This is a genomic window from Burkholderia sp. Bp9142 (genome assembly GCF_003853415.1).
Classification (GTDB): Bacteria; Pseudomonadota; Gammaproteobacteria; order Burkholderiales; family Burkholderiaceae; genus Burkholderia.
The window spans coordinates 1-26,980 of sequence record NZ_QTPP01000054.1 but is presented as its reverse complement, the minus strand read 5'-3'; the positions used below and the strand labels follow the sequence as shown (position 1 = coordinate 26,980).

26 protein-coding genes are annotated in these 26,980 nt (G+C 67.8%); 14 read left to right on the top strand and 12 right to left on the bottom strand.

Translation table 11 applies throughout. From position 1 onward, the window contains the following. Positions 1-44: 44 nt before the first annotated feature. The 5 genes from dapD to cls all read left to right on the top strand — a co-directional run bounded on the left by dapD (position 45) and on the right by cls (position 4,942). Positions 45-872 (top strand): 2,3,4,5-tetrahydropyridine-2,6-dicarboxylate N-succinyltransferase, encoded by an 828-nt coding sequence (dapD, locus tag DIE22_RS34950; RefSeq protein ID WP_014896723.1) that lies wholly within the window; start codon positions 45-47, stop codon positions 870-872. Further along, positions 872-1,240 carry an ArsC family reductase gene (locus DIE22_RS34945; protein WP_124501679.1) on the top strand — a complete coding sequence of 123 codons (369 nt, stop codon included), beginning with the start codon at positions 872-874 and terminating at the stop codon, positions 1,238-1,240. Before dapD ends, DIE22_RS34945 begins: the two co-directional genes overlap by 1 nt. 90 nt (positions 1,241-1,330) lie before the next feature. Further along, on the top strand, positions 1,331-2,470 hold the full coding sequence (gene dapE, locus DIE22_RS34940) for a succinyl-diaminopimelate desuccinylase (protein ID WP_124501678.1): 1,140 nt from the start codon (positions 1,331-1,333) through the stop codon (positions 2,468-2,470). An 11-nt stretch (positions 2,471-2,481) separates the two neighbouring features. Continuing rightward, complete coding sequence (prmB, locus tag DIE22_RS34935) at positions 2,482-3,390, top strand: 50S ribosomal protein L3 N(5)-glutamine methyltransferase (RefSeq protein WP_124501677.1); 909 nt, start codon at positions 2,482-2,484, stop codon at positions 3,388-3,390. A gap of 112 nt (positions 3,391-3,502) precedes the next feature. Further along, positions 3,503-4,942 carry a cardiolipin synthase gene (gene cls / locus DIE22_RS34930; protein WP_124501676.1) on the top strand — a complete coding sequence of 480 codons (1,440 nt, stop codon included), beginning with the start codon at positions 3,503-3,505 and terminating at the stop codon, positions 4,940-4,942. 119 nt (positions 4,943-5,061) lie between these two features. On the opposite strand, the gene DIE22_RS34925 is transcribed toward cls, so the two are convergent. After that, positions 5,062-5,541, bottom strand: coding sequence for a glutathione peroxidase (locus DIE22_RS34925; protein WP_124501675.1), 480 nt, complete (start codon positions 5,539-5,541; stop codon positions 5,062-5,064). Positions 5,542-5,677: 136 nt separating this feature from the next. Between DIE22_RS34925 and DIE22_RS34920 the strand changes: the two genes are divergently transcribed. Continuing rightward, entirely contained in the window at positions 5,678-7,609 is a 1,932-nt protein-coding gene (locus DIE22_RS34920) for an ATP-binding cassette domain-containing protein (protein ID WP_124501674.1), read from the top strand. A 188-nt stretch (positions 7,610-7,797) separates the two neighbouring features. Here DIE22_RS34920 and DIE22_RS34915 read toward each other — a convergent pair whose 3' ends face one another. From DIE22_RS34915 to alr, 3 genes are all read right to left on the bottom strand, one after another. Beyond that, positions 7,798-8,064: a DUF2866 domain-containing protein gene (locus tag DIE22_RS34915; protein WP_124501673.1), complete on the bottom strand. Its 267-nt coding sequence runs from the start codon at positions 8,062-8,064 to the stop codon at positions 7,798-7,800. Between the two features lie 148 nt (positions 8,065-8,212). Beyond that, positions 8,213-9,589 carry a DNA repair protein RadA gene (radA, locus tag DIE22_RS34910; protein WP_124501672.1) on the bottom strand — a complete coding sequence of 459 codons (1,377 nt, stop codon included), beginning with the start codon at positions 9,587-9,589 and terminating at the stop codon, positions 8,213-8,215. Positions 9,590-9,600: 11 nt separating this feature from the next. Further along, positions 9,601-10,671, bottom strand: coding sequence for an alanine racemase (gene alr, locus DIE22_RS34905; protein WP_124501671.1), 1,071 nt, complete (start codon positions 10,669-10,671; stop codon positions 9,601-9,603). Positions 10,672-10,889: 218 nt separating this feature from the next. Here alr and lplT point away from each other — a divergent pair, with 218 nt between their 5' ends. After that, entirely contained in the window at positions 10,890-12,197 is a 1,308-nt protein-coding gene (gene lplT / locus DIE22_RS34900) for a lysophospholipid transporter LplT (protein WP_124501670.1), read from the top strand. Positions 12,198-12,255: 58 nt separating this feature from the next. Continuing rightward, positions 12,256-13,065 (top strand): bifunctional hydroxymethylpyrimidine kinase/phosphomethylpyrimidine kinase, encoded by an 810-nt coding sequence (thiD, locus tag DIE22_RS34895; protein ID WP_124501669.1) that lies wholly within the window; start codon positions 12,256-12,258, stop codon positions 13,063-13,065. A gap of 18 nt (positions 13,066-13,083) precedes the next feature. On the opposite strand, the gene DIE22_RS34890 is transcribed toward thiD, so the two are convergent. Genes DIE22_RS34890 through tsaB form a run of 4 tightly spaced genes read right to left on the bottom strand, consistent with a single transcriptional unit; the run spans position 13,084 to position 16,331 of the window. Further along, the gene (locus DIE22_RS34890) at positions 13,084-14,043 is read right to left on the bottom strand and encodes a DUF1853 family protein (protein ID WP_124501668.1); all 960 of its coding nucleotides are present in this window, start codon (positions 14,041-14,043) and stop codon (positions 13,084-13,086) included. Further along, positions 14,040-15,080: a uracil-DNA glycosylase gene (locus tag DIE22_RS34885; protein ID WP_124501667.1), complete on the bottom strand. Its 1,041-nt coding sequence runs from the start codon at positions 15,078-15,080 to the stop codon at positions 14,040-14,042. The genes DIE22_RS34890 and DIE22_RS34885 overlap by 4 nt, the downstream gene beginning before the upstream one ends. Beyond that, a complete protein-coding gene (gene rimI, locus DIE22_RS34880; RefSeq protein ID WP_124501666.1) occupies positions 15,067-15,567 on the bottom strand; it encodes a ribosomal protein S18-alanine N-acetyltransferase in 501 nt (166 codons plus the stop codon). The genes DIE22_RS34885 and rimI overlap by 14 nt, the downstream gene beginning before the upstream one ends. Continuing rightward, positions 15,564-16,331 (bottom strand): tRNA (adenosine(37)-N6)-threonylcarbamoyltransferase complex dimerization subunit type 1 TsaB, encoded by a 768-nt coding sequence (gene tsaB / locus DIE22_RS34875; protein ID WP_124501665.1) that lies wholly within the window; start codon positions 16,329-16,331, stop codon positions 15,564-15,566. Before tsaB ends, rimI begins: the two co-directional genes overlap by 4 nt. A gap of 147 nt (positions 16,332-16,478) precedes the next feature. Between tsaB and DIE22_RS34870 the strand changes: the two genes are divergently transcribed. The 3 genes from DIE22_RS34870 (at position 16,479) to aceA (ending at position 20,336) form a co-directional block, all read left to right on the top strand. Continuing rightward, a complete protein-coding gene (locus tag DIE22_RS34870) occupies positions 16,479-16,748 on the top strand; it encodes an acyl-CoA-binding protein (RefSeq protein WP_096507307.1) in 270 nt (89 codons plus the stop codon). 358 nt (positions 16,749-17,106) lie between these two features. Further along, on the top strand, positions 17,107-18,648 hold the full coding sequence (locus DIE22_RS34865; protein WP_124501664.1) for a DEAD/DEAH box helicase: 1,542 nt from the start codon (positions 17,107-17,109) through the stop codon (positions 18,646-18,648). Positions 18,649-19,028: 380 nt separating this feature from the next. Next, on the top strand, positions 19,029-20,336 hold the full coding sequence (aceA, locus tag DIE22_RS34860; protein ID WP_124501663.1) for an isocitrate lyase: 1,308 nt from the start codon (positions 19,029-19,031) through the stop codon (positions 20,334-20,336). Between the two features lie 177 nt (positions 20,337-20,513). On the opposite strand, the gene DIE22_RS34855 is transcribed toward aceA, so the two are convergent. Continuing rightward, positions 20,514-20,948: a universal stress protein gene (locus tag DIE22_RS34855; protein WP_006755353.1), complete on the bottom strand. Its 435-nt coding sequence runs from the start codon at positions 20,946-20,948 to the stop codon at positions 20,514-20,516. A 159-nt stretch (positions 20,949-21,107) separates the two neighbouring features. Then, positions 21,108-22,013, bottom strand: a complete 906-nt coding sequence (locus DIE22_RS34850; RefSeq protein ID WP_124501662.1) for a LysR family transcriptional regulator — start codon at positions 22,011-22,013, stop codon at positions 21,108-21,110. Positions 22,014-22,167: 154 nt separating this feature from the next. Here DIE22_RS34850 and DIE22_RS34845 point away from each other — a divergent pair, with 154 nt between their 5' ends. Further along, a complete protein-coding gene (locus tag DIE22_RS34845; RefSeq protein ID WP_124501661.1) occupies positions 22,168-22,929 on the top strand; it encodes a haloacid dehalogenase type II in 762 nt (253 codons plus the stop codon). A 67-nt stretch (positions 22,930-22,996) separates the two neighbouring features. After that, a complete protein-coding gene (aceB, locus tag DIE22_RS34840; RefSeq protein WP_124607244.1) occupies positions 22,997-24,589 on the top strand; it encodes a malate synthase A in 1,593 nt (530 codons plus the stop codon). Positions 24,590-24,724: 135 nt separating this feature from the next. Here aceB and DIE22_RS34835 read toward each other — a convergent pair whose 3' ends face one another. Further along, positions 24,725-25,138 (bottom strand): gamma-glutamylcyclotransferase, encoded by a 414-nt coding sequence (locus DIE22_RS34835; RefSeq protein WP_124607243.1) that lies wholly within the window; start codon positions 25,136-25,138, stop codon positions 24,725-24,727. Positions 25,139-25,448: 310 nt separating this feature from the next. Here DIE22_RS34835 and DIE22_RS34830 point away from each other — a divergent pair, with 310 nt between their 5' ends. Continuing rightward, the gene (locus tag DIE22_RS34830; RefSeq protein ID WP_124607242.1) at positions 25,449-26,327 is read left to right on the top strand and encodes a helix-turn-helix domain-containing protein; all 879 of its coding nucleotides are present in this window, start codon (positions 25,449-25,451) and stop codon (positions 26,325-26,327) included. Positions 26,328-26,349: 22 nt separating this feature from the next. Here the strand turns inward: DIE22_RS34830 and DIE22_RS34825 are convergent, their stop codons facing one another. Next, positions 26,350-26,814: a GNAT family N-acetyltransferase gene (locus DIE22_RS34825; RefSeq protein ID WP_124501657.1), complete on the bottom strand. Its 465-nt coding sequence runs from the start codon at positions 26,812-26,814 to the stop codon at positions 26,350-26,352. Positions 26,815-26,980 lie beyond the last annotated feature (166 nt).

The following is a 26,980-nucleotide window of genomic DNA, read 5'->3' as shown; positions in this document are numbered from 1 at the left end:
ACGTCCATCCCGATCAATTCCATTCATCTCCTGCGAAAACGAACATGTCGCAACAACTTCAGCAAATCATCGATACCGCCTGGGACAACCGCGCCGAGCTGTCGCCGAAGGCCGCGCCCGCCGACGTCCGCGAAGCCGTCGCGCACGCGATCGAGCAGCTCGACAAAGGCGCGCTGCGCGTTGCCGAGAAGATCGACGGCAACTGGACCGTGCACCAGTGGCTGAAGAAGGCCGTGCTGCTGTCGTTCCGCCTGGAGGACAACGCCCCGATGCCCGCCGGCGGCTACTCGCAGTTCTACGACAAGGTGCCGTCGAAGTTCGCGAACTACACGGCTGAAGACTTCGCCGCGGGCGGCTTCCGCGTCGTGCCGCCGGCCATCGCGCGCCGCGGCTCGTTCATCGCGAAGAACGTCGTGCTGATGCCGTCGTACACCAACATCGGCGCGTACGTCGACGAAGGCACGATGGTCGACACGTGGGCCACGGTCGGTTCGTGCGCGCAGATCGGCAAGAACGTGCACCTGTCGGGTGGCGTCGGCATCGGCGGCGTGCTCGAGCCGCTGCAGGCGAACCCGGTCATCATCGAAGACAACTGCTTCATCGGCGCGCGCTCGGAAGTCGTCGAAGGCGTGATCGTCGAGGAGAACTCGGTGATCTCGATGGGCGTGTACCTCGGCCAGAGCACCAAGATCTACGATCGCGAAACGGGCGAAGTCAGCTACGGCCGCATCCCGGCCGGCTCGGTCGTCGTCGCCGGCAACCTGCCGTCGAAGGACGGCTCGCACAGCCTGTACTGCGCCGTGATCGTGAAGAAGGTCGACGCGAAGACCCGCGCGAAGGTCGGCCTGAACGAGCTGCTGCGAGGCGACTGATGGCCAAGCCGCGCACCGTGGTCGTCTACGGCATTCCGAACTGCGACACCGTGAAGAAGGCCCGCGTGTGGCTCGACGATCACGGCGTCGAGTTCGAGTTTCACGACTTCAAGAAGCTCGGCGTCAGCACACCGCTCGTCGAGGACTGGCTGAAGGACGTGTCGCTCGACGCGCTCGTGAACAAGCGCGGCACGACGTGGCGCGGCCTGGACGACGCCATGAAGGCGGCCGCGGAAACGAAGTCCGGCGCGGTCGCGCTGATGATCCACAAGCCGTCGGTCATCAAGCGTCCCGTGCTCGTCGTCAACGGCCGCGTGAAATCGCTCGGCTTCGTGGCCGACCAGTACGCGGCGCTGTTTGCCGCCTAGGGCCGCCCGCGCTGCGCCCGCGGGCGCAGCCCGACGTCTCGTCGCTGCCGGCCACCGCGCCGGCATTTTTTATCGAAAGTGGTCCGAACCATGTCCGCCACCCTAGCCCTTACCGAACAGCTGATCGCCCGCGCATCCGTCACGCCCGACGACCAGCATTGCCAGCAGATCATGACCGAGCGCCTCGTCGCGCTCGGCTTCGAATGCGAGACCATCGCGTCGCACGGCGTGACCAACCTGTGGGCCGTCAAGCGCGGCGCCGACGGCCGCGACGGCAAGCTGCTCGCATTCGCGGGCCACACCGACGTCGTGCCGACCGGTCCGCTCGAGCAGTGGACCTCGCCGCCGTTCATTCCCGCGCATCGCGACGGCAAGCTGTACGGCCGCGGCGCGGCCGACATGAAGACGTCGCTCGCGGCGTTCGTCGTCGCCTCCGAGGAATTCGTCGCGGCCCACCCCGGCCACCGCGGCGCGATCGCGTTCCTGATCACGAGCGACGAGGAAGGCCCGGCCACCGACGGCACCGTGAAGGTCGTCGAGTTGCTCGAAGCGCGCGGCGAACGCCTCGACTACTGCATCGTCGGCGAGCCCACCTCGACCGCCGAACTCGGCGACGTCGTGAAGAACGGCCGCCGCGGCTCGATGTCGGGCGAACTGATCGTCAAGGGCGTGCAGGGCCACATCGCTTACCCGCACCTCGCGAAGAACCCGATCCACCTGCTCGCGCCGGCACTTGCCGAGCTCGCCGCCGAACAGTGGGACGAAGGCAACGAATACTTCCCGCCGACCACCTGGCAGGTGTCGAACCTGCACGCGGGCACCGGCGCGACCAACGTGATTCCCGGCCACGCGGACCTGATGTTCAACTTCCGCTTTTCGACGGCGAGCACCGTCGAGGGCCTGCAGGCACGCGTGCATGCGATCCTCGACAAGCACGGCCTCGAATACACGCTGAAGTGGTCGGTGAGCGGCCTGCCGTTCCTCACGCCGCGCGGCGACCTGTCGAACGCGCTGGAGAACGCGATCCGCGCCGAGACCGGCCTCACGACCGAGCTGTCGACGACGGGCGGCACGTCCGACGGGCGCTTCATCGCGCGCATCTGCCCGCAGGTGATCGAGTTCGGCCCGCCGAACGGCAGCATCCACAAGATCGACGAGCACATCGACGTGCGCTTCGTCGACCCGCTGAAGAACGTGTACCGCCGCGTGCTCGAACAACTGATCGCCTGATGGAGCCTCGCATGACGACACCTTTTGCAACTGTTCGCGACCTGCTGCGCTATGCGGTCTCGCGCTTCTCGAAGGCGAAGCTCGCATTCGGCCATGGCTCGGACAACGCGTACGACGAAGCCGCCTACCTCGTGCTGCACACGCTCGACCTGCCGCTCGACACGCTCGAGCCGTTCCTCGATGCCCGCCTGCTGCCCGACGAAATCGCGGCCGTGCTCGCGGTGATCGAACGGCGCGCGACGGACCGCGTGCCGGCCGCGTACCTCACGCACGAAGCGTGGATGCACGGCCACCGCTTCTACGTCGACGAGCGCGTGATCGTGCCGCGCTCGTTCATCGGCGAGCTGCTCGACGACGGGCTGCAGCCGTATGTCGCCGACCCCGAGCAGGTCGGCGCAGTACTCGAGCTGTGCACCGGTTCGGGCTGCCTCGCGATCCTCGCGGCCAGCGCGTTCCCGAATGCCGAGATCGACGCGGTCGACCTGTCCGACAAGGCGCTCGAAGTCGCCGAGATCAACGTGCGCGACTACGGCCTCGACGATCGCATCACACTGCATCACGGCGACCTCTACGCGCCGCTGCCCGCGTTCCGCGCGGAACCCGACACGCGCTACGACGTGATCCTGACGAACCCGCCGTACGTGAACGCAACGTCGATGGCGGCGCTGCCGCCCGAGTACCGGCACGAGCCGGAGATGGCGCTCGCGGGCGGCGACGACGGGATGGACATCGTGCGGCGAATCATCGCGGAAGCGCACAAGTGGCTGCACGACGACGGCGTACTCGTGGTCGAGATCGGCAACGAGCGCGAGCACGTCGAAGCCGCGTTCGGCGGCCTCGAGCTCACGTGGCTGCCCACCAGCGCGGGCGACGACACCGTGTTCCTGATCCAGGCGTCGGACCTGCCGCGCAAGGCCTGACGGCGCGCCGCGACCGAACCGTGCGGCACGGCACACCGCTGTCCCGCACGGTTGGGTAAGATGCGCGTAGCGGCTGTCGCGCCGCACGACTTCAGGAGTCCGTCACGCGCCTATGACCCTCGACTGGCTACATCTCGGCACCCTGATCCTGGCCATCCATGTGCTCGGGATCATCGCGGCGTGTCACGCGATCATGAACACGCGAACGTCGCAAGGCGCGATCGCGTGGGCCGTGTCGCTCGCCGCGATGCCGTACCTGACGCTCATCCCCTACCTGTTCCTCGGCCGCAGCAAGTTCTCCGGCTACGTCGACGCGCGGCGCCACGAGATGGAAGCGTTACGCACGCACACGCCGCGCGCGCGGTGGCTCGATGCGGACGCAACCGACGGCCCGGCCGCCGATGCGATCGGCCGGGCCGCCGTGCTCGCGCTCACGCGGCTCGGCGGGATGCCGTTCGTCGGCGGCAATGCGGTGCGCACGCTCGTCAACGGCGAGGCGACCTTCTCGGCGATCCTGTCGGCGATCGACGCCGCGCGCGATTACGTGGTCGTCCAGTTCTTCATCGTGCGCGACGACGCGCTCGGCCAGATGCTGCTCGACGCGCTGCTCGCACGCGCGGCGGCCGGCGTGCGCTGCTACCTGCTGTACGACAGCATCGGCAGCTTCGACCTGCCGCACGGCTACGTCGACACGCTGCGCCGCGGCGGCGTCGAGGTCCATCCGTTCGCCACCCACCGCAAGTTCGTCAACCGCTTCCAGCTCAACTTCCGCAACCATCGCAAGATCGTCGTCGTCGACGGCAATCGCGCGTTCGTCGGCGGACACAACGTCGGCGTCGAGTATCTCGGCGCGAACCCGCGCCTGTCGCCGTGGCGCGACACCCATATCGAGATCCGCGGCCCGGTGGTCGCGAGCATTCAGTACGTGTTCGCCGAAGACTGGCACTGGGCCACGCAGACGCTGCCGCCGCCCGCCGCGCCGCCGGAGGCACTGCCCGACGACGCGATGCATTGCCTCGCCGTGCCGATGGGGCCGGCCGACAAGCAGGAAACCGGCTCGCTGTTCTTCGTCGAGGCGATCAACGCCGCGCGCGAACGGGTCTGGATCACGACGCCGTACCTCGTGCCCGACGAAGCGGTGATCGCCGCGCTGAAGCTCGCGGTGATGCGCGGCGTCGACGTGCGCATCCTGATCCCGAGCCGGCGCGACCACTACGTCGTGTTCGAGGCGTCGAAGCTGTATGCGCGCGATCTCGTCGACGCAGGCGTCAAGGTGTTCCGCTACCGGCCCGGCTTCCTGCACCAGAAGGTCGTGCTGATCGACCGCATCGCCGCCGCGATCGGCAGCGCAAATCTCGACAACCGCTCGTTCCGGCTGAACTTCGAAATCATGGTGCTGACCGTCGATCGCACGTTCGCCGGCGAGGTCGAGGCGATGCTCGATGCCGATTTCGCGCAGGCCTACGAGGTCGATGCGAACGAGTATCGGCACTCGCCCGCGTGGCGGCGCATCGCGATGCACGTCGCGCGCCTGTTCGCGCCGATCCTGTAGCGCTCGCGCGAACGCCGCCCGCGCGCCGCCCGCATGGCGGCGCACGCTCTCGCACCGTTCGGCCCGCCGCCGCGGTTGTGACCGGTTCGGTCCGGACGGCCGCTCGCCACTTCACGGCGTTACAGCAGCTTGTCGATATCCGCGGCGATTTCCTCGGGCTTCGTCGACGGCGCATAGCGCTTGACGATCCGCCCGTCGCGGTCGACCAGGAACTTCGTGAAGTTCCACTTGATCGCCTTGAGACCGAGGATGCCGGGTGCCTCGTCGGTCAGGTAGCGGTACAGCGGATGCGCGTGGTCGCCCTTCACGTCGATCTTCGCGAACATCGGGAACGTAACGCCGTAGTTGCGCTCGCAGAACGCGCCGATCTGCGTGGCGTCACCCGGCTCCTGCTTGCCGAACTGGTTGCACGGAAAGCCGAGCACGAAGAAGCCGCGCGCCGCGTACTGCTCGTACAGCTTCTGCAGGCCCGCATACTGCGGCGTGAAGCCGCACTCGCTCGCGGTATTGACGATCAGCAGCACCTTGCCGCGATACGCATCGAGCGACGCCGGCTCACCGGCGAGCGTCTCGGCGCTGAAGGAATACAGGGTGGACATCGGGCACTCCTTTTACGAAACCGGATCGACGTGGAGTCTAGGCGAAATCGCGCCGCTGCGACACCGGCCGTTCGGCCGATATCCGGAGCGACGCGCGCGCAGTCTAGAATAGCGGTTTTGGTCAGTCATTCCCGCCGTGATCCGTTTCAATCAGTTCAGCCTTGCGCGCGGCACCAAGCCGCTGTTCGAGTCGGCCTCGTTCGTGCTCAATCCCGGCGAGAAGGCCGGCCTGATCGGCGCGAACGGCGCCGGCAAATCGACGATGTTCTCGGTCCTGCGCGGCGAGTTGCATTCCGACGCCGGCGATTTCTCGATGCCGCCGTCGTGGCGGATCGCCCACGTGTCTCAGGAAACGCCCGCGGTCGACCGTTCGGCGCTCGACTACACGCTCGACGGCGACACCGCGCTGCGCGAGATCGAAGCGCGCATCGCCGCCGCCTCGGCCGCGCATGACGGCGCGGCCGAAGCCGACGCGCACGCGGCGTTCGCCGACGCCGACGGCTATACCGCACCGGCGCGCGCCGAAGCGCTGCTGCTCGGCCTCGGCTTCACGCTCGCGCAGACGCGCGAGTCGGTCGCCAGCTTCTCCGGCGGCTGGCGCATGCGCCTGAACCTCGCGCAGGCGCTGATGTGCCGCTCCGACCTGCTGCTGCTCGACGAACCGACCAACCACCTCGACCTCGACGCAATCGTCTGGCTCGAGGACTGGCTGCACCGCTACGCCGGCACGCTCGTCGTGATCTCGCACGACCGCGAATTCCTCGACTCGATCTGCAACGTCACGCTGCACCTGGAAAATCGCCAGGTGAAGCGCTACGGCGGCAATTACTCGCAGTTCGAGGTACTGCGTGCGCAGCAACTGGCGCTGCAGCAAAACGCATACGAAAAGCAGCAGAAGACGATCGAGCACCTGCAGAGCTTCGTCGACCGCTTCAAGGCGAAGGCGACCAAGGCCAAGCAGGCGCAGAGCCGGATGAAGGCGCTCGAGAAGATGGAACTGATCGCGCCCGCGCACATCGCGTCGCCGTTCACGTTCGAATTCCGCACGCCCGACGCCGCGCCGAACCCGATGATGGTGATGGAAGACGTCCGCTGCGGCTACCATGCCGACGACGGCACCGACATCCCGATCGTCGAGCGCGTCGCGCTGTCGATCCAGAACGGCCAGCGCATCGGCCTGCTCGGCGCGAACGGCCAGGGCAAGTCGACACTGATCAAGACGCTGGCCGGCACGCTCGCGCCGCTGTCGGGCCACGTGCGCGACGGCAAGGGGCTGACGATCGGCTATTTCGCGCAGCACCAGCTCGAAACGCTGCGCGAAGACGATTCGCCGCTCGCGCATCTCGCACGGCTCGCACCGGATACGCGCGAGCAGGAACTGCGCGACTTCCTCGGCGGCTTCAATTTCTCGGGCGACATGGCGACGAGCCCGGTCGGCCCGTTCTCCGGCGGCGAGAAGGCACGGCTTGCGCTCGCGCTGATCATCTGGCAGAAGCCGAACCTGCTGCTGCTCGACGAACCGACCAACCACCTCGACCTCGAAACGCGTCACGCGCTGACGATGGCGCTCGCGCAGTTCGAAGGCACGCTGATCCTCGTTTCGCACGACCGCCACCTGCTGCGCGCAACCACCGACCAGTTCATGCTGGTCGCGAAGCACCGTCTGCAGCCGTTCGACGGCGACCTCGACGACTACCGCGACTGGCTGCTGCAGCACGCCGCCGAGCAGCGCGCGGCCGCGAAGGCCGACAGCGCGGCCGCGGCGGGCGCGGATCCGGGCATCAACCGCAAGGATCAGAAGCGCCAGGCGGCCGAGGAGCGCCAGCGCCTGTCGCAACTGAAGAAGCCGCTGCAGAACCGCATCACGAAGCTCGAAAAGGAAATGGAAACGCTGCACGCGGAGAAGGCACGCCTCGACACGTTCGTCTCCGATCCGGCGAGCTACGAGGCCGCGCGCAAGACGGAACTGACCGAGGCGATCCGCAAGCTCGGTGAGGTCAATACCCGGCTCGAGACGGTCGAGGCCGACTGGCTCGCCGTCCAGGAAGAGCTCGAGCAGATCGGCTGAACGCGGCCCGGGCGCCACCAGCCGGTCGCTTGATCGGCAGCGCGGCATCCGCGGGGGCGTGAACGTGCCGCGACCCCGCCTGCCGTGCCAGGCCTGGAAACGACAAGGCCGGGCGCCCTGGCCCGGCCTCTTTGTCGTGGATTCGGCTGTCGTTTTCAGGTCGGCCGTATGCCAAACCCGACTTCTGTTCAACGCCGCGGCAACGTATCGCGCGGCATCTGCTCGTCATCGCTCATCAGGTGACGGCGCCCTTCGGTCGGCCGGCGGATCGCCGCGGCGACCTCCGCTTCCGTCACGTCCTCGGACACGACCCGGCGCGCGAGACGCCCTTCGTCGTCGATCCACTCGACGATCCGGCATCCGCCGCCCCACGGCTGGACGATCGGCTCCGATACGCGGCATCCGCGCAGGTTGTAAAGGCGTCCGCTCGGCGCTTCCCCATACTGTTTCAACATAGGTTCCCTTCGCATTGCGCGGTTCGACAACCCGGCAAAGGATAGGGAAAAGCGATGTCCGGCGGGTTACAGAAGCCTACATATTCTTTACAGCGAATTACGCGACACATCGCGGCCGGCCGGCACGCACGGCGCCGGCCACGCCCGGTCATTCGAGATCGCGCACGCGGTCGATCGCCTGCTCGATCCGCTCGACGGCCATCACATTCAGCCCTTCGATCGGCTGCTTCGGCGCATTCGCCTTCGGGATCAGCGCGGCGGTGAAACCGAGCTTCGCCGCCTCGCGCAGCCGCTCCTGCCCGCGCGGGGACGGCCGGATCTCGCCTGCCAGCCCCACTTCGCCGAACACGATCAGGCCCTTCGGCAGCGCCTTGTTGCGCATCGACGAATGGATCGCGAGCAGCACCGCGAGGTCGGCGGCCGGCTCGGTGATCTTCACGCCGCCCACCGCGTTCAGGAACACGTCCTGGTCGAAACACGCGATGCCCGCGTGCCGGTGCAGAACAGCGAGCAGCATCGCCAGCCGGTTCTGCTCGAGGCCGACCGCGAGCCGGCGCGGGTTCGGCACGTGCGCCGTGTCGACGAGTGCCTGGACTTCGACGAGCAGCGGGCGCGTGCCCTCCTGCGTGACGAGCACGCAGGAGCCCGGCACGACCTGCTCGTGCTGCGACAGGAACAGCGCGGACGGGTTCGCGACGCCGCGCAGCCCGCGCTCGGTCATCGCGAACACGCCGAGCTCGTTGACCGCGCCGAAGCGGTTCTTGAACGCGCGCACGAGCCGGAACGACGAATGGGTGTCGCCCTCGAAGTACAGCACCGTGTCGACGATGTGCTCGAGCACGCGCGGGCCCGCGAGGTTGCCCTCCTTCGTCACGTGTCCGACCATGATGATCGCGGTGCCGGACTGCTTCGCGATGCGCGTGAGCTGCGCCGCGCATTCGCGCACCTGCGCGACCGAGCCGGGCGCCGACGTCAGCGCTTCCGAATAGACGGTCTGGATCGAGTCGATGACGGCGACGTCCGGGCGTTCCGCGTCGATCGCGGCCTGGATCTTCTCGAGCTGGATCTCCGCGAGCAGCTTGAGCTCGGCCGCCGGCGCGCCGCCATCGAGCAGCGCGAGCCGTTGCGCGCGCAACGCGATCTGCGCGGCCGATTCCTCACCGCTGATATAGAGTGCGCGCCGCTCGTTCGCGATGTCCGCGAGCGACTGCAGCAGCAGCGTCGACTTGCCGATGCCCGGATCGCCGCCGATCAGCACGACGCCTCCCGGCACCAGCCCGCCGCCCAGCACGCGATCGAATTCGCCGATGCCGGTGGAGAAGCGCGGCACGTCGGCCGCCTCGATGTCGACGAGCCGCTGCACCGGCGCCCGCTTCGCGAGCGACTGGAAGCGATGGGCGGCCGGCGACTCGGCGACCGATTCGACGAGGGTGTTCCAGGCCTGGCACGACGGGCATTGCCCCTGCCACTTCGGGGTTTGTCCGCCGCACTCGCTGCAGACGTAGACGGTTTTCTGTTTGGCCACGCGAACTGCCCTTATTCCGCGCGCACCGGTACGCGGCCAGCGACCGCGCACATCAGTTCATAGCCGATGGTCCCGCAATGGCGCGCGACGTCGTCGATCGGCAGCGCGGTGCCCCACAGCTCGACCCGCGCGCCGACACCGGCCTGCGGGCACGGGGTCAGGTCGACGGTAATCATGTCCATCGACACGCGCCCGACGATCCGCGTGCGGATCCCGTCGACGATCACCGGCGTGCCTTCGGGCGCGACGCGCGGATAACCGTCCGCGTAGCCGCACGCGACGACGCCGATGCGCATCTGCGTTTGCGCGGAGAACGTCGAGCCATAGCCGATCGCCTGCCCCTTCGCGATCGTCTGAACCGCGATCAGCTCGGACGCGAGCGTCATCGCGGGCTTCAGCCCCGAGTCGGCGATATCGGCCGACAGCCCCGACGGCGACGCGCCGTACAGCATGATCCCCGGCCGCACCCAGTCGAAGTGGGTATCCGGATGCCACAGCACGGCCGCCGAATTCGCGACGCTGCGCGCCCCGGCGATGTTTTCCGCGCCGCGCTCGAATGTCGCGAGCTGGTCGGCGACGCCGCGCGCGTTGTCGGCGTCCGAAAAATGGGTCATCAAGGTGATCTGGCCGATGCCGTGGCACGCGCGGGCACGCTCCCACGCGGCGCGATATTTTTCCGGCGTGTAACCGAGCCGGTTCATCCCGCTGTTCATCTTGAGCTGCACGTTGACGGGCTTCGACAGCCGCGCCGTCTCCAGCATCCGCATCTGTTCGTCGTTGTGGACGGTGGTCGTCAGGCTGTAGCGGTCGATCACGTCGATGTCGGTCGAACGGAAGAAACCTTCGAGCAGCAGGATCGGGCCGGCCCAGCCGAGCTCGCGCAACTTCACGGCCTCGTCGAGGTCGAGCAGGCCGAAGCCGTCGGTGCCGCGCAGGCCCGGAAACGCACGCGCGAGACCGTGGCCGTACGCGTTGGCCTTGACGACCGCCCAGACCTTGGACGGGCCGGCAAACCGGCGGACGACGGAGAGATTGTTCGCGAGAGCGGCGGTATGGATGGTGGCGGAGATCGGGCGCGGCATGGGAAATTTACGTAAAGACGCTTGCGAATCATCAGCTTACCGCGCCTTTTGAGCACTGAAGCCGACAATTTGCGGAACGATCGGGGAATCTTGCTAGTCCGAACTGGCGTATTTTCATGTTATAAAGCCGTGCGCACAACCCATTTCGAACGGAATAAGCCGATCGCATACTAGGCGGCCTACGCGGCCCTGCCGCAGCGACGAAAGCATCGCATCAGATGAAAAAAGGTTTTTACACCATCATGGCCGCGCAGTTTTTCTCGTCGTTGGCCGACAATGCGCTTCTCATCGCCGCCATCGCCCTGCTGAAAGACCTCCACGCCCCCAACTGGATGACACCGCTGCTCAAGCTGTTCTTCGTGTTGTCCTATGTGGTGCTGGCGGCTTATGTCGGTGCGTTCGCCGATTCGCGTCCGAAGGGGCGCGTGATGTTCATCACCAACTCGATCAAGGTGGTCGGCTGCCTGATCATGCTGTTCGGCGCCCACCCGCTGATCGCGTACGGGATCGTCGGGTTCGGCGCCGCGGCCTACTCGCCCGCGAAATACGGCATTCTGACCGAGTTGCTGCCGGCCGACCGGCTCGTCGCCGCGAACGGCTGGATCGAAGGCACGACTGTCAGCTCGATCATCCTCGGCACCGTGCTCGGCGGTGCGCTGATCAGCCCGCACATCGCGTCGCACGTGATCGCGCACACGCCCGCCTGGATCAGCACGCCCGCCGAAGCAGCGATGGCGATCATCATGGCAATCTACGTGATCGCCGCCATCTTCAACCTGCGGATTCCCGATACCGGCGCGCGCTACCCGAAGCAGGAGCGCGGCCCGGTCAAGCTCCTCACCGATTTCGCCGACTGTTTCATGGTGCTCTGGCGCGACAAGCTCGGCCAGATCTCGCTCGCGGTCACGACGCTGTTCTGGGGCGCGGGCGCGACGCTGCAGTTCATCGTGCTGAAGTGGGCCGAAGTCTCGCTCAACATGTCGCTGTCCGAAGGCGCGATCCTGCAGGCCGTGGTGGCGGTCGGCGTCGCGGGCGGCGCGATCGCCGCCGCCGCGCGAATCCCGCTGAAGAAGTCGCTCACTGTCCTGCCCGTCGGCATCATCATGGGCATCGCGGTCATGCTGATGGCGTTCTACACGCGCGACCTGTTCCCGTCGCACTGGGCCGTGCACTTCGGCCACCTGCGCATGCCGGTGTACCTGATCGTCGCGTACATCTTCCTGGTCTGCGTCGGCGCGCTGTCGGGCTATTTCGTGGTTCCGATGAACGCGCTGCTGCAGCATCGCGGTCACGTGCTGCTGTCGGCCGGCCACTCGATCGCGGTGCAGAACTTCAACGAGAACCTGTCGGTGCTCGTGATGCTGTGCCTGTATGCGGTGCTGGTCTGGCTCGACGTGCCGGTCGGCGTCGTGATCGTGCTGTTCGGCACGTTCGTCTGCCTGACGATGTGGCTCGTGATGCGCCGCCACCAGGCGAACCAGCGTCAGTTCGACTCGGTCGCGCTGATCGGCGAATCGCGGCACTGACGCTACACTTCCGGTTTCCGTCCGTCGGCGCCGGTCTTCGCACCGGCGCCTTGCCATCATGACGCACCCGATACCCAACGTCCTGACGATCGCCGGCTCCGACTCGGGCGGCGGCGCAGGTATCCAGGCCGACCTCAAGACCTTCTCCGCGCTCGGCGCGTACGGCGCGAGCGTGATCACCGCGCTGACCGCGCAGAACACGCGCGGCGTGAGCGGCGTGCACGCGCCGGACGCCGCGTTCGTGACCGCGCAGCTCGACGCGGTGTTCGACGACATCCGCATCGACGCGGTCAAGATCGGCATGCTCGCGAACGCGGCGATCGTGCACGCGGTGGCCGACGCGCTGCGGCGTTACGCGCCGCGCTTCGTCGTGCTCGATACGGTGATGATTTCGAAGAGTTCGCACGCGCTGCTCGCGCCCGACGCCGTCGATGCGCTGCGCGACGCGCTGCTGCCGCTCGCGACCGTCGTCACGCCGAACCTGCCGGAAGCGGCCGCCCTGCTCGGCGATACGCCCGCGACGACCGAAGACGACATGGTCCGGCAGGGCCACGCGCTGCTGCAGACCGGCGCGCACGCCGTGCTGATGAAAGGCGGCCACCTGCCCGACGCGGCAGCGAGCCCCGACTGGCTCGTCGATGCGACGCATACGGTGCGGTTCGACGGCACCCGCGTGCCGGCCAGCAACACGCACGGCACGGGCTGCACGCTGTCGTCGGCGATCGCCGCGCTACTGCCGCAGCAGCCCGATCTCGACAGCGCGGTACGCGAAGCGAAGGTCTACCTGACCGGCGCGATCGCCGCGAGCGGCCGGCTCGACGTCGGCCACGGCGTCGGCCCGGTCCATCACTTCCATCGCTGGTGGTAAACGCCGGCTGACGCGGCGTCAGTGGTCCTGCGCGGCAAACGCCTGCGCGCGCGCCGGCCAGTCGTCCGGCACGATGAAGCCGCGCGCCATCTCCCGCCATACGCCGCCGGCGTCCTGTCGATGGACGCCGATCAGCGCGGGCGCCTGGCGCGCCGTCAATACAGAGGGCAGCGCAAGCGAATGCGCCAGCGGTTCGGGCGCGGCATCGGCCGCCATCCGCCGCGGCGCGAGCCATGCGAGGCGCGCCAGCACGCTCCACGCCGCACCGTCGGGTTGCGCGGCCGCCCAGGCCGGCCACTGCGCATGCGTGAGCCAGAAGCCGCGCGGATGATCGGCCGCGATTTCCGCGGAGACCGGCGGCAGCGGCACGCCGTGCGGATAGAACAGCCAGCCCTTGATGAACATTTGCGCATCGGACGGCGCACCGTAGCCGAGCAGCGCAAACCCGTGGCGATCGCTCAGCCGCAGCTGATGCTCGAGCAGCCGGCTGCGCTTGCGATCGAGGCGGTCGACGAGATTCGGACCAACGAAGTCCGCGAGCGATGCGCCGCCCTGCACCGGCGCGCACAGGTAGCACTTCACCGCGAGTTCCCAGTGCAGGCGCTGCCCGCCCGGAGCATCGACGAGGAAATCGACCTCGCCAAGCGTCTTGCCGTTGCTGCGCAGCGGCAGGTTGGCGGCGACGAGCCGCAGCGACGGCCCGTGCGTGAGGAAATATTCGAGCAGGCATTCGGCATAACGGCCGAGCCGCACGGGCCGCAGCCCGTCGAGCGCGCGGTGCAGCGGCTCGGGCGCGGCATCGAGCGCGACGAGCCATGCTTCGACGGCCACCCGCTCGACCGCATCCGACCACGGGTGCGCGAGCGGTGCGCCGGGCGCCGCGGTGAGCAGGCTCGGGCTCGCGAGGAGCCAGCCCAGATCGCGGACCGCGGCATCGCGCAGCGTATCGACGAACGCGAGCGCCGCGCCGCGCGTCATTGTCCGGCCGGCCCGTTCGCGTCGGCGTCTCCGGCCCGCTGGAACGTATCGCGCGCCAGGCACAGGTCGGCCCACGCCTTCGACTTGTCCTGCAGGCTGCGCAGCAGGTACGCAGGGTGGTAGGTGACGATCACCGGCACGCTTTCGTACGTGTGCACGCGACCGCGCAGCGATGCGATGCTCGCGTCCGTCTTCAGCAGCGTCTGCGCGGCGAAGCGGCCGAGCGCGACGATCAGCTTCGGCTTCACGAGCGCGACCTGGCGCTGCAGGTACGGCTCGCAGCGCGCGACCTCGTCGGGTTCCGGATTGCGGTTGCCGGGCGGCCGGCACTTGATCACGTTCGCGATGTAGACGTTGTCGCCGCGTTTGAGCGCCAGCGACTGCAGCATGTTGTCGAGCAGCTTGCCGGCCTGGCCGACGAACGGCTCGCCCTGCTTGTCCTCGTTCTCGCCCGGCGCTTCGCCGATCAGCATCCAGTCCGCTTCACGATCGCCGACACCGAACACGGTATTGGTGCGCTTCTCGCAGAGGCGGCAGCTCGTGCACTCGGCGACGCGAGCGGCGAGCGTATCCCAGTCGAGCATCGCCACCGGCGTCGCGGCAGGACGCGATTCGGCCGGTGGCAGCGGATCGCCGGGCGGCGCCGCGTCGAACCAGGCGAAATCGTCTTCGGCGACCGGCGGCATGTCGTCCGCGGCGGCCGGCGCGGGCTTGACGGACGCACGATCGTCGTCGATCGCGGCACGCGGCGCTCCACCCGCTTCGCCGGCCCGAGCCGCATCGCGGGTTCCGCCGACCGGCGGCGTATCGTCACGTGCGAGCGCGCGCGTCGCGGACGGCTGCGCGTCACGAGGCTGCTCCACCACCGGCCGCGGCGCTGCCGCGACGGTTGCGGCCGCAACGGCGGACACGTCGTCCGCCGCGCCGGAAGCCGCAGCAGGCGCGGCGTCCTCCTCAGCGCTTTCCGCGCGCTGCCCGCGCCGCACCCAGATCTGCGCGAGACCCATTTCCTCGAGCGCTGCTTCAGCCCACGCCATGCACGTCCCCTTCGTCCTTGTTCAGCGTCAGACGCATCACGATCGCGTCCTCCCGGCTGCGATGCCGCGCCGGATAGTAGTTCTTGCGCCGGCCGATCGTCACGAAGCCGAAGCGCTCGTACAGATGGATCGCGCGCTGATTGGACGGCCGCACCTCGAGCAGCACGCCGTCGAGCCGCTCCGCGCGCGAGATCCGCACGGCTTCGCGCAGCAGCGCGAGGCCCGCGCCCGACTGCTGGGCGGCCGGGGCGACACACAGGTTCAGCAGGTGCATCTCGTCGATCACCGGCATCAGCACGCTATAGCCGACGAGCGCGCCCGTCACGTGCCGCAGGCATACGCCGAAATAGCCGTTGCGCAGCGAATCCTCGAAGTTGCCGCGGCTCCACGGGAATTCGTACGCGACCTGCTCGATCGCGACGACCTCGTCGAGATCGGTGTCGGTCATCGGCGACAAATAGCGGTCGCTCAACAGTACGCCCGTCATCCTTTCGTTCCGCCCGTCTGCGCCGCGCGCGCAGCGAGGCGCTCGGCGGTGGTCTGCGCGACCTTGTCGCGCACGTACTCCGGCGCGGCCTGGTCGGCCGGCACCGTACGGCCGGCGCGGAACGCCCGCAGCGCGGCATGCGCGACCGCCAGCGCATGCGGCAGCGCGTCGCCGTCGATCACGGCTGCCGCGGCGGCGGCCGGCAACAGCGCGCCGAACGCGGCAGCCGCGTTGCCCGCGAGCGTAAACGGCACGTCGGGCACGCCGACGGCGCCCGGCGCATCGAGCGACGCCGGATGCAGCGTGCGCCAGTCGCCCGCCTGGTCGTCCCACGCGAAGTCGGCCCAGTACGCTTCGTCCATCCGCGCATCGAGCGCGGCCAGCACGCGCGTCGTGCCGGGCGCGCGCAGCCGCGCGTGCTCGGCGCACGCGAGCAGCGTGCTGACCGGCACGACCGGCAGCCCGCGCCCGAACGCGAGCCCCTGGGTAATGCCGGTCGCGGTACGCAGGCCGGTGAACGAGCCGGGGCCCGCACCGAACGCGATCGCGTCGCAGTCGGCGAACGAAAGGCCGGATTCGGTGAAGAGCTCCTGGATGGCCGGCAGCACGCGCGTGCTCGACACGGCGCCCGTCAGTTCGTGGCGGACCCAGGCTTGGGAGTGGGAAACGGCGTCATCGGCCTGAGCCGAGCGCAGCAGCGCGACCGAGCAATATTCGGTCGACGTATCGATGGCGAGGAGCACTGTTTGCGTCATGGCCGACATTGTAATGCGGCGCCCCGCTCCCACGGGCGATCGAACCCGATCGCGGTGCGCGCGCCGCGCCACCGGCGGTTTGGAAGGATCGCTCGACCCCGCGCAGCGTTGCGCTTGTTAAGATCGGCCGACTTGAAACCCTTACGGAGACACACGATGAGCGAACTCACCGCCCAATTCGACCAGGCCCAGGTCGACGTCAAGCAACTGACCGAGCGACCGGGCAACCTGACCCTGCTGCGCCTGTACGCGCTCTTCAAGCAAGCGACGGACGGCGACGCGCACGGCGACAAGCCGGGCTTCACCGACATCGTCGGCAAGTACAAGTACGACGCGTGGGATGCGCTGAAAGGCACGTCGCAGGATGCGGCGAAGCAGCAGTACATCGAGCTCGTCGAATCGCTGAAGAACGGCACGGCGTCCTGACCTGCCCCTCCAGCCGCAATAGGCAATCAAATCAGTGGCGCAGCGCAGCAAATTTCTTTATAATGCGGCCTGCGTCACCTCCGCGCTCGGCTCGCAAGCCGTTCCGGCCCGACGCCTCGTAGCGTTAAGCTCCAATCCGGTTTAGAACCTGTCCCCTCCTGCTTCGACCCTCGCGGTCGTCACTTATCAGGCTGGCGGCCCCGCTCCAGAAGCGCGCCGCACCCAAAACAGCTTCTAATGCCTCATCCGCCGACGGTTCGGCGGATTGCACCCGTTTCCCGATTTGCTCGCTGAATCCGACGACTTGGGTATGCGCGATTGGCGCCGACGTTTCACCCACTGTGTTTCAAGGATTGTTATGACTTCGAGCATCAACACCAGCCCGCTCAACGCGATCGCCGACCAGGCGCTCGGTCTCGACGCCGCCGCACCGGCCGCAGTCGAACCGGCGTCGGACGAGCCGACTTTCGCGTCGCTCGGGCTGTCGCCGGAGATCGTCTCCGCGCTGCAGGCCGCCGGCTACGCCAAGCCGACGCCGGTCCAGCAGCGCGCGATTCCGGCCGGCATCGCCGGTCGGGACCTGCTGGTATCGAGCCCGACCGGTTCGGGCAAGACGGCCGCATTCATGCTGCCCGCGATCGAACGTTTCGCGCAGCTCCAGAAGACGCAGGCGCAGCAACCGCGTGCGCCGCGTGACCCGAACCAGGGCGACCGCCGTGCGCGCCGCCCGCAGCCCGTCGCCCGCCCGGGCCTGCTCGTGCTGACGCCGACCCGTGAACTCGCGATGCAGGTCACCACGGCCGCGTCGACCTACGGCAAGCACCTGAAGCGCCTGCGCACCGTCAGCATCCTCGGCGGCGTCGCCTACGGCCAGCAGCTGATGCTGCTCGCGAAGAACCCCGAGATCCTGGTCGCCACGCCCGGCCGCCTGCTCGACCACCTCGAGCGCGGCCGCATCGACCTGTCCGAGCTGAAGATGCTCGTGCTCGACGAAGCCGACCGCATGCTCGACATGGGCTTCATCGACGACATCGAGACGATCGTCGCCGCGACGCCCGAGTCGCGCCAGACGATGCTGTTCTCGGCCACGCTCGACGGCAAGATCGGTTCGCTGACGAGCCGCCTGCTGAAGGATCCGGAGCGCATCGAGATCCAGCAGCGCCTCGAATCGCGCGCGAACATCGCGCAGACCGTGCACTACGTCGACGACCGCGATCACAAGGATCGCCTGCTCGATCATCTGCTGCGCGACGACGCACTCGACCAGGCAATCATCTTCACGGCGACCAAGATCGACGCCGACCAGCTCGCCGGCCGTCTCGCCGATGCGGGCTTCGAGTCGGCGGCACTGCACGGCGACCTGCCGCAGGGCGCGCGCAACCGCACGATCCGTGCGCTGCGCGAGCGCCGCGTGCGCGTGCTGGTCGCGACCGACGTCGCGGCCCGCGGCATCGACATCCCGGGCATCACGCACGTGTTCAACTACGACCTGCCGAAGTTCGCGGAAGACTACGTGCACCGTATCGGCCGCACGGGCCGGGCCGGCCGTTCGGGCACCGCGGTGAGCCTCGTGCACCACGCCGAACAGGGCGCGCTCAAGCGCATCGAGCGCTTCGTGCGCTCGCCGCTGCCGGTCAACGTGATCGAAGGCTTCGAGCCGCGCAAGGCGCCCCCGCGCAACGATCGCGGCACCGGCGGCCGCGGCCGTCCGGGCGGCGGTAACGGCGGTCGTCGTTTCGGCGGCAAGCCGGGCGGCGGTTACGGCGGCAACGGCCGCAGCTACGGCGGCGGCAATGGCGGCGGCTGGAGCGGCAAGCCGGGCGGCAGCCGCGACGGCGGCGGCCCGCGTCGCGACGGCCAGCGCAGCAGCGGCCCGCGCCGCGGCAACTCGGCGTCGTAAGCACGCCCGGGCGGCCCTCCGGCCGCCCCGCCCATCCGGCAAACCGGCGCACCCGCGCCGGTTTTTTTTCGTCCCGCACCAAATTTCACGATGCGGAAAATTTTTTTGCGTCGTAAAAAATCATGCTGCGCGGCACAACCTTGTGATTGCGAGATGGGAAAAATTGTTTCTTATTGTGAAATAAGATCCACAACCAATTGATTAATAAAGATTAAAAAGTTTCAAACTTCCTGATACAGCCCCTGTTTCATCGCGATCGGTTTGCCTAGACTCTTATACAAGACTTCACGAAACGGCACGCGTCCCGCCCCGCTTCGAGAACAGCATCACCATCGTCCGGTTCGACCCATCAGGCAACACACCGCATCAAGGAGCTCATCATGTCGCGACATCAACAGGCACAGGAACTGCAAAAGCAATGGGAAACCGATCCGCGCTGGAAGGGCATCAAGCGCGGCTACACGGCTGAGGACGTGGTTCGCCTGCGCGGCTCGATCGTCGTCGAGCACACGCTGGCCAAGCGCGGCGCGGAAAAGCTGTGGCACCTCATCAACGAAGAGCCGTTCGTCAACGCGCTCGGTGCGCTGACCGGCAACCAGGCAATGCAGCAGGTGAAGGCCGGCCTCAAGGCGATCTACCTGTCGGGCTGGCAAGTGGCCGGCGACGCGAACGTCGCGGGCGAAATGTACCCGGACCAGTCGCTGTACCCGGCGAACTCGGTGCCGCTCGTCGTCAAGCGCATCAACAACACGCTGACGCGTGCCGACCAGATCCAGTGGTCGGAAGGCAAGAACCCGGGCGACGAAGGCTACGTCGATTTCTTCGCGCCGATCGTCGCGGACGCGGAAGCCGGCTTCGGCGGCGTGCTGAACGCATTCGAACTGATGAAGGCGATGATCGAGGCGGGCGCATCGGGCGTCCACTTCGAGGACCAGCTCGCGTCGGTGAAGAAGTGCGGCCACATGGGCGGCAAGGTGCTCGTGCCGACGCGTGAAGCCGTCGCGAAACTGTCGGCGGCGCGCCTCGCGGCCGACGTGATGGGCACGCCGACCGTGCTGGTCGCGCGGACCGACGCGGAAGCGGCGGACCTGATCACGTCCGACATCGACGACAACGACAAGCCGTTCCTGACGGGCGAGCGTACGGTCGAAGGCTTCTTCCGCACGAAGCCGGGTATCGAGCAGGCGATCTCGCGCGGCCTCGCGTACGCACCGTACGCCGACCTGGTCTGGTGCGAAACGGGCAAGCCGGATCTCGAGTATGCGAAGAAGTTCGCGGAGGCGATCCACAAGCAGTTCCCGGGCAAGATGCTGTCGTACAACTGCTCGCCGTCGTTCAACTGGAAGAAGAACCTCGACGACGCGACGATCGCGAAGTTCCAGAAGGAACTCGGCGCGATGGGCTACAAGTTCCAGTTCATCACGCTGGCCGGCTTCCATGCGCTGAACTACTCGATGTTCAACCTCGCGCACGGCTATGCCCGCACGCAGATGAGCGCGTTCGTCGAACTGCAGCAGGCCGAGTTCGCGGCGGCCGACAAGGGCTTCACGGCCGTCAAGCACCAGCGCGAAGTCGGCACCGGCTACTTCGACGCGGTGACGCAGACGGTCGAGCGCGAAGCATCGACGACCGCGCTGCACGGCTCGACCGAAGACGAACAGTTCTTCGACGGCAAGAAGGTCGCGTAACGCGCGCCGGCGGCACGGAACAATAATCAGGGAGGAGACGGCAGGCGCGCGGTGATCCGCGCGACCCGCCGCGCGGCCTGCGGCCGCCAGCCATGACGCGCGCCGGCTTCGTCCGGCGCGCCTTTTTTCAGCGGTGCTGCCGAGCTGCCGCTCGCGCGGCCAGGGACAACGTCGCCGCTACCGATAGACGATCACCGGAATTTTCGTATGGGTCAGCACGCGCTGCGTTTCGCTGCCGATCAGCAGGCTGCCGAGCCCGCGGCGTCCGTGCGACGCCATGAAGATCACGTCGCAGCCGCCGCGTTCCGCCGCTTCGATGATGCCGAGGTACGGCGACGGATGCACGCTCGTCCAGCTGTCGCAGACGACGCCGGCCGCCTTCGCGGCCGCCTGCACCTCGTCGAGGTGTGCTCGCGCCTCACGCTCGCTGCGCGCCCGGAAATCGGCGGGCGGCTCGATGATCACTTCGGAAAACGGCGAGTACGGATACTGCGGCAGGCACGCATAGGCCGTGACCTGCGCGCCGACCGCACGCGCCAGATCGATCGCGCCGTCGATTGCCTTCTGCGACAGTTCGGAACCGTCGGTTGGAACGAGGATGTGCCGGAACATCGCGCCCTCCTGCGTCAGACGCACCGCGCGCGCCGCGAACCCATGCGAGCCGGCCCCGGCGCGTCGCGCATGCCAGTTTCGATTGTAGTGCGCGAAACCGGGCGACCGGCGCCGTCAGCGGGTTCGCCCTCATATCGGAAACGCGCGGGCGGGCGCGCCCTACTCGCCCCAATACCCCGGCCGCTCGTACGTATGTTTCAGGTAATCGAGAAACAGCCGCACGCGCAGCGGCAGGTGGCGGCGCTGCGGAAACACCGCGTGGATGCCGATCGGCGGCGCGGCGAACGCATCGAGCACGCTGACAAGGCGGCCCGCCGCGATGTCGTCGCCGACCTCCCACCACGATCGCCATGCCAGGCCGTAGCCGGCAAGGCACCACTCGTGCAGCACCGCACCGTCCGAGCATTCCATCGTGCCGTTCACGCGAATCGACACGACCTTGCCGTCTTCCTGGAACGCCCAGCCGCGCTGCTGGTTCGCATTCGCGGCAAGGGCGAGGCAGTTGTGGCGTGCGAGTTCGGCGAGTGTGGCAGGCGTGCCGCGCCGCTCGAGATACGCCGGAGACGCGACGCACACGCGCCGGTTCTCGCCGAGTTTCAGCGACACCAGCGACGAATCGGGCAGTTCGCCGAGCCGCACCGCGCAATCGAACCCTTCGTTGACGAGGTCGACCATCCGGTCGGACAGGTCGAGCGTGACCGATACGTCCGGATGCGCGCCGCTGAACTCGGGCACGAGCGGCGCGACGTGGCGCCGCCCGAAGCCGGCCGGCGCGGAAATGCGCAGGTGGCCGCTCGCCTTCACACCGCCGGCGGACACGCTCGCCTCCGCGTTCTGCATGTCGTTGATGATCCGCTGGCAGTCCTCGAGGAAGGCCGAGCCCTCGAAGGTCAGCGTGAGCTTGCGCGTCGTGCGCACCAGCAGCTTGACGCCGAGCCGCTCCTCGAGCGCGTCGAGGCGGCGGCCGATGATCGCCGGCGCGACGCCTTCCGCGTGAGCGGCCGCCGACAGGCTGCCCTTCGCCGCGACCGCGGCGAACGTTTCGATCTGTTTGAACCGGTCCATGACTCGAAAGAACGACGTTCCCGCCCTTCAAATAGCTTAAGCGGCTCAAGATTAGGTATATGAAAGTAAAAGATCAAGTGATGATTAGCGTCTTTTTTAGTACATGTGATCACGAATAGAATCGACCCGACCTCTGAAACTGGAGCGCAAGGCTATGTCGGCCACAACGACACTCTCCTCTCCCGACGCCATCCTCTTCGACGCATTCGGCACGTTGTTCGACGTGCATGCGGTCGTGGCCGCGGCAGAGCAGATGTTTCCCGGTCACGGGGACCGCTTGTCGCAGCTGTGGCGACGCAAGCAAATCGAATATTCGCAGTTGCGCACGCTCGCCGATCCGGCCGGCGCCCGCTATCGCCCGTTTCGCGACATCACGCTCGACGCGCTGCGGTTCGCCGCACGCGTACTCGGCCTCGCGCTGAACAGCGCGGCCGAGAAGCGGCTGATGGACGAATACGCGTGCCTGTCCACCTATCCCGACACGGTGCCCGCGCTGCGCAAGCTGCGCGCGCTCGAGCCGCGCCCGCCGCTCGCGATCCTGTCGAACGGCAACCCGCAGATGCTCGACATCGCGATCAAGAGCGCCGGCATGTCCGGCCTGTTCGATCGCGTGCTGTCGGCCGACACCGTGCGCGCGTACAAGCCGAGTCCTGCCGTCTATGCACTCGGCACCGCCGCGTTCGGCGCGAACCCGCGCGACATCGTGTTCGTGTCGTCGAACGCCTGGGACGTCGCGGGGGCCGCCTGGTTCGGCTACACGACGTTCTGGCTCAACCGCACGGGCGCGCCCGCCGAGGAACTCGGCGTGCCACCCGACGGCACCGGCAGCGGCATGGCCGATCTGCTCGCATTCCTCGCCACCCCGGCTCCGTCCGGCAGACCCGCAAACCGCGCGCGCCCCGGCCCGGGCGCATGACGTTCGCGGCGCTGCCGCCTTCCTCTTTCACCGAAACCGCAACTGACCGACCAAGGAGATGAGACTCATGAGCACCCCGATCACGCTGCCGCAAGGCATGGCGATCACCGGCGACATCAAGCCGGGTTACGAAGCGATCCTGACACCGGAAGCGCTCGCACTCGTCGCGGCGCTGCACCGCACGTTCGAGCCGCGCCGCCAGGTGCTGCTGCAAGCCCGTGTCGAGCGCACCAAGCGCCTCGACGCCGGCCAACGCCCCGATTTCCTGGCCGATACGAAGGCGATCCGCGAAGGCGACTGGAAGGTCGCGCCGCTGCCGGCCGACCTGCAATGCCGCCGCGTCGAGATCACCGGCCCCGTCGAGCGCAAGATGATCATCAACGCGCTGAACTCCGGCGCCGACTCGTACATGACGGACTTCGAGGATTCGAACGCGCCGAGCTGGACGAACCAGATCGACGGCCAGATCAACCTGAAGGACGCCGTGCGCCGCACGATCTCGCTCGAGCAGAACGGCAAGTCGTACCAGCTGAACGACAAGGTCGCGACGCTGATCGTGCGTCCGCGCGGCTGGCACCTCGATGAGAAGCACGTGACGGTCGACGGCCAGCGCGTGTCGGGCGGCATCTTCGATTTCGCGCTGTTCCTGTTCCACAACGCGAAGGAACTGATCGCGCGCGGCTCGGGCCCGTACTTCTACCTGCCGAAGATGGAAAGCCATCTCGAGGCGCGCCTGTGGAACGACATCTTCGTCGCGGCGCAGGAAGCGGTCGGCGTGCCGCGCGGCACGATCCGCGCGACGGTGCTGATCGAGACGATCCTCGCCGCGTTCGAGATGGACGAGATCCTGTACGAGCTGCGCGAACACAGCTCGGGCCTGAACGCCGGCCGCTGGGACTACATCTTCTCGGCGATCAAGAAGTTCAAGAACGATCGCGACTTCTGCCTGGCCGACCGCTCGAAGATCACGATGACGGTGCCGTTCATGCGTGCGTACGCGCTGCTGCTGCTGAAGACCTGCCACAAGCGCAACGCGCCGGCGATCGGCGGGATGAGCGCGCTGATTCCGATCAAGAACGATCCGGAAGCGAACGACAAGGCGATGGGCGGCGTGCGCTCGGACAAGCAGCGCGACGCAACCGACGGCTACGACGGCGGCTGGGTCGCGCACCCGGGCCTCGTGCCGATCGCGATGGAAGAATTCGTCAAGGTGCTCGGCGACAAGCCGAACCAGATCGCGAAGCAGCGCGACGACGTGCAGATCGAAGGCAAGAACCTGCTCGACTTCCAGCCTGAGGCGCCGATCACCGAAGCCGGCCTGCGCAACAACATCAACGTCGGCATCCACTATCTCGGCGCCTGGCTCGACGGCAACGGCTGCGTGCCGATCCACAACCTGATGGAAGACGCGGCCACCGCCGAAATCTCCCGCTCGCAGGTGTGGCAGTGGATCCGCTCGCCGAAGGGCGTGCTCGACGACGGCCGCAAGGTTACCGCGGAACTCGTGCGCGCATTCGCGCAGGCGGAGCTCGACAACGTGAAGCGTTCGGTCGGCGGCAACACGCAGCCGTACGAGCGTGCCGCGGCGATCTTCGAACAGATGTCGACGTCGGAAGGCTTCACCGAATTCCTGACGCTGCCGCTGTACGAGGAAATCTGACGACGCGGGCCGGGTCCTGCCAGACCGGGTCGCCCCCGTCCTGCCCGCCGCCGGTCGCACGACCCGGCGGCATGAAAAAAAGCGCCCCGCGGGGCGCTTTTTCCTTTGCGGCGCGGCGGCTTGCCACGCGGGCGCTCAGGCGGCTTCCCGCTCGCGCCGGTGCTGAACCCAGTCGCCCGACGCGATGCGCGGACGGTCGGCTGCCGCGTGCGCGGCGACCGGATAGTAGACGCACGCGTACGTACGGCCGCCGAGTTCGACGGTCACCGGCTCCTGCCGGAACAGCGTGTCGACGCCTGGATAGACGCGCTCGATCTCGTCGAGCACGGGCACCAGCTGCTCGTCGATCTCGTAGACGTCGCCCCACACGAGCGACTGGCCGGCCGCCCCGGCGACCATGCCCGGGTAGGTGCCGAAATCATACAGTTCGCCCGGCAGCGCGGCCGCACCGAGCAGCGTCGGCGCGGCGATCCCGTGCCGCGCGGCCGCATGGCCGATGTCGTTGGCCTCTCCCGCTCTCAACGTGCCGTAGACGAATACGTAGCGCATCGTGGTTCTCCTCTTCGATTCAGGTGTTGCCGTGCCGGGCCGTCGCGGCCGCGCCGCGGGCACCGGCGTCCGTTGGCGCCGCTCGCGCGGAAACGCGCCCGCACGGGTAGACCGCGATCGCGGCCCGATGGTTCTTTTCGGCACGACGCGCTGTGCAGGCCAGAGCCCAGGCTTGCTGCCTGGCCGGAATGCGCACGGGCCCCATACAAAGTTCATTTGAACGGTGCATTATCGGCCGAAAAACCGCCGCATGCGCCCGCGCGGCGCCTTCTAAAATAACGGCATCGCCGCCGCGCCGACCGAATCGTCCATGAATCCGCCTGCCCAAGCCGACGCATCGAACCCCTACGACGTCATCGACATCCCGCCCGAGTTCGCGCCGACCCGCGTCCATCCGATGCGCGTCCGGGCGCGGCAGGTGGATGCCGGCCGCCGGATCCCGCTGCATACGCATGCATGGGCGCAGCTCGCGTATGCGTCGCGCGGCGTGCTGCGCGTCGCGACGACCGGGACGACGTGGATGGTGCCGCCGTCCCGCGCGATCTGGGTGCCGCCGCACATCACGCACGAGGTCGTGATCGTCGAGGAGGCGTATTTGCGCACGCTGTATATCGACGAGTCGATCGTGCCGGACGGGCTCGACGCATGCCGGGTGGTCGAGGTGACGGGCTTGCTGCGCGAACTGATCGTCGCGCTCGACGCGCGCGACCTGAGCGACGCACGCGAGCGGCTGTTGTGCGGGCTCGTGCTCGACGAGCTGAGCCGCGCCGAACCGCTGCCGCTCGCAGTGCCGATGCCCGACGAGAAGCGGCTGCGCATGCTGTGCGAGTCGGTGCTCGCGCAACCGGCGCATGCGGAATCGCTCGAACACTGGGCGAGCGAGGTCGGCGCGAGCACGCGCACGATTTCGCGGCTCTTCAAGCAGGAACTGGGCGTGAGTTTTTCGCAGTGGCGACAGCAGGCGCTGCTCGCGCGCGCGATCCCGCTGTTGAACCAGGGGCGTCCGCTGTCGCATATCGCGCGCGAGCTCGGCTACCAGAGCCAGAGTGCGTTTTCAGCGATGTTCCGGCGCGCGTTCGGAGAAAGCCCGCGCGCATTCATGCTGCGCGGCTACGAGCACCGCGGCGCGGAAGACCGCATCGCGGCGGACGATGCCCCCGATGACGACGCGATCGGCGCCGCCCGCTGACCGTCGCCGCGTCGTTACACGCTCAGACCGGACGCACCATGTGACGGATCGAGCCGAGCTGCGCCAGCCTCGGCCCGGTGACGCTGTAGCCCATCCGCTGGTAGAGCCGCGCGGCCGGATTGTCGACGAACACGCGCAACTGCAGTTCGTGCAGCCCACGGGCGCGTGCCCAGCGATGCGACATGTCGAGCATGTAGGTGCCGGCGCCCTGCCCGCGATGACCGGCTGCGATCTGCACGTCTCGAATGTGCAGCGAATCGCCCTCCTCGGTCACGCGCAGCACGCCGATGCGCTCGCCGTCGGCTTCGAGGATGAAGTTTTCGGATTCGCGCCAGCTCGCATAGAACAGGTCGCTGCGCCAGACAAGTCCGTGGCGCTTGTAATAGCCGCCCATGTTGCCGTGCGTCAGCGCCTCGGCGAACGGAAAATCGCCAGGCTCCGCGGGCCGGAGCTGATACAGCAATCGCAGGTCGGTCGGATCGAGCATCGCGCAGGGGTCAAGAACGCATTCCGCCACGATAGCGCAGTCTCGGGCGGATGCAATCGCGAATTTCTCGTAGCGGCGCGACCGGCGGAGCGCAGCCCTTCGAGTCCCGCCGGAAGCCGCGCAGGCGGCTTCCTCCACTCCGCAGTCACGCGCCCGCAAGCGGGCG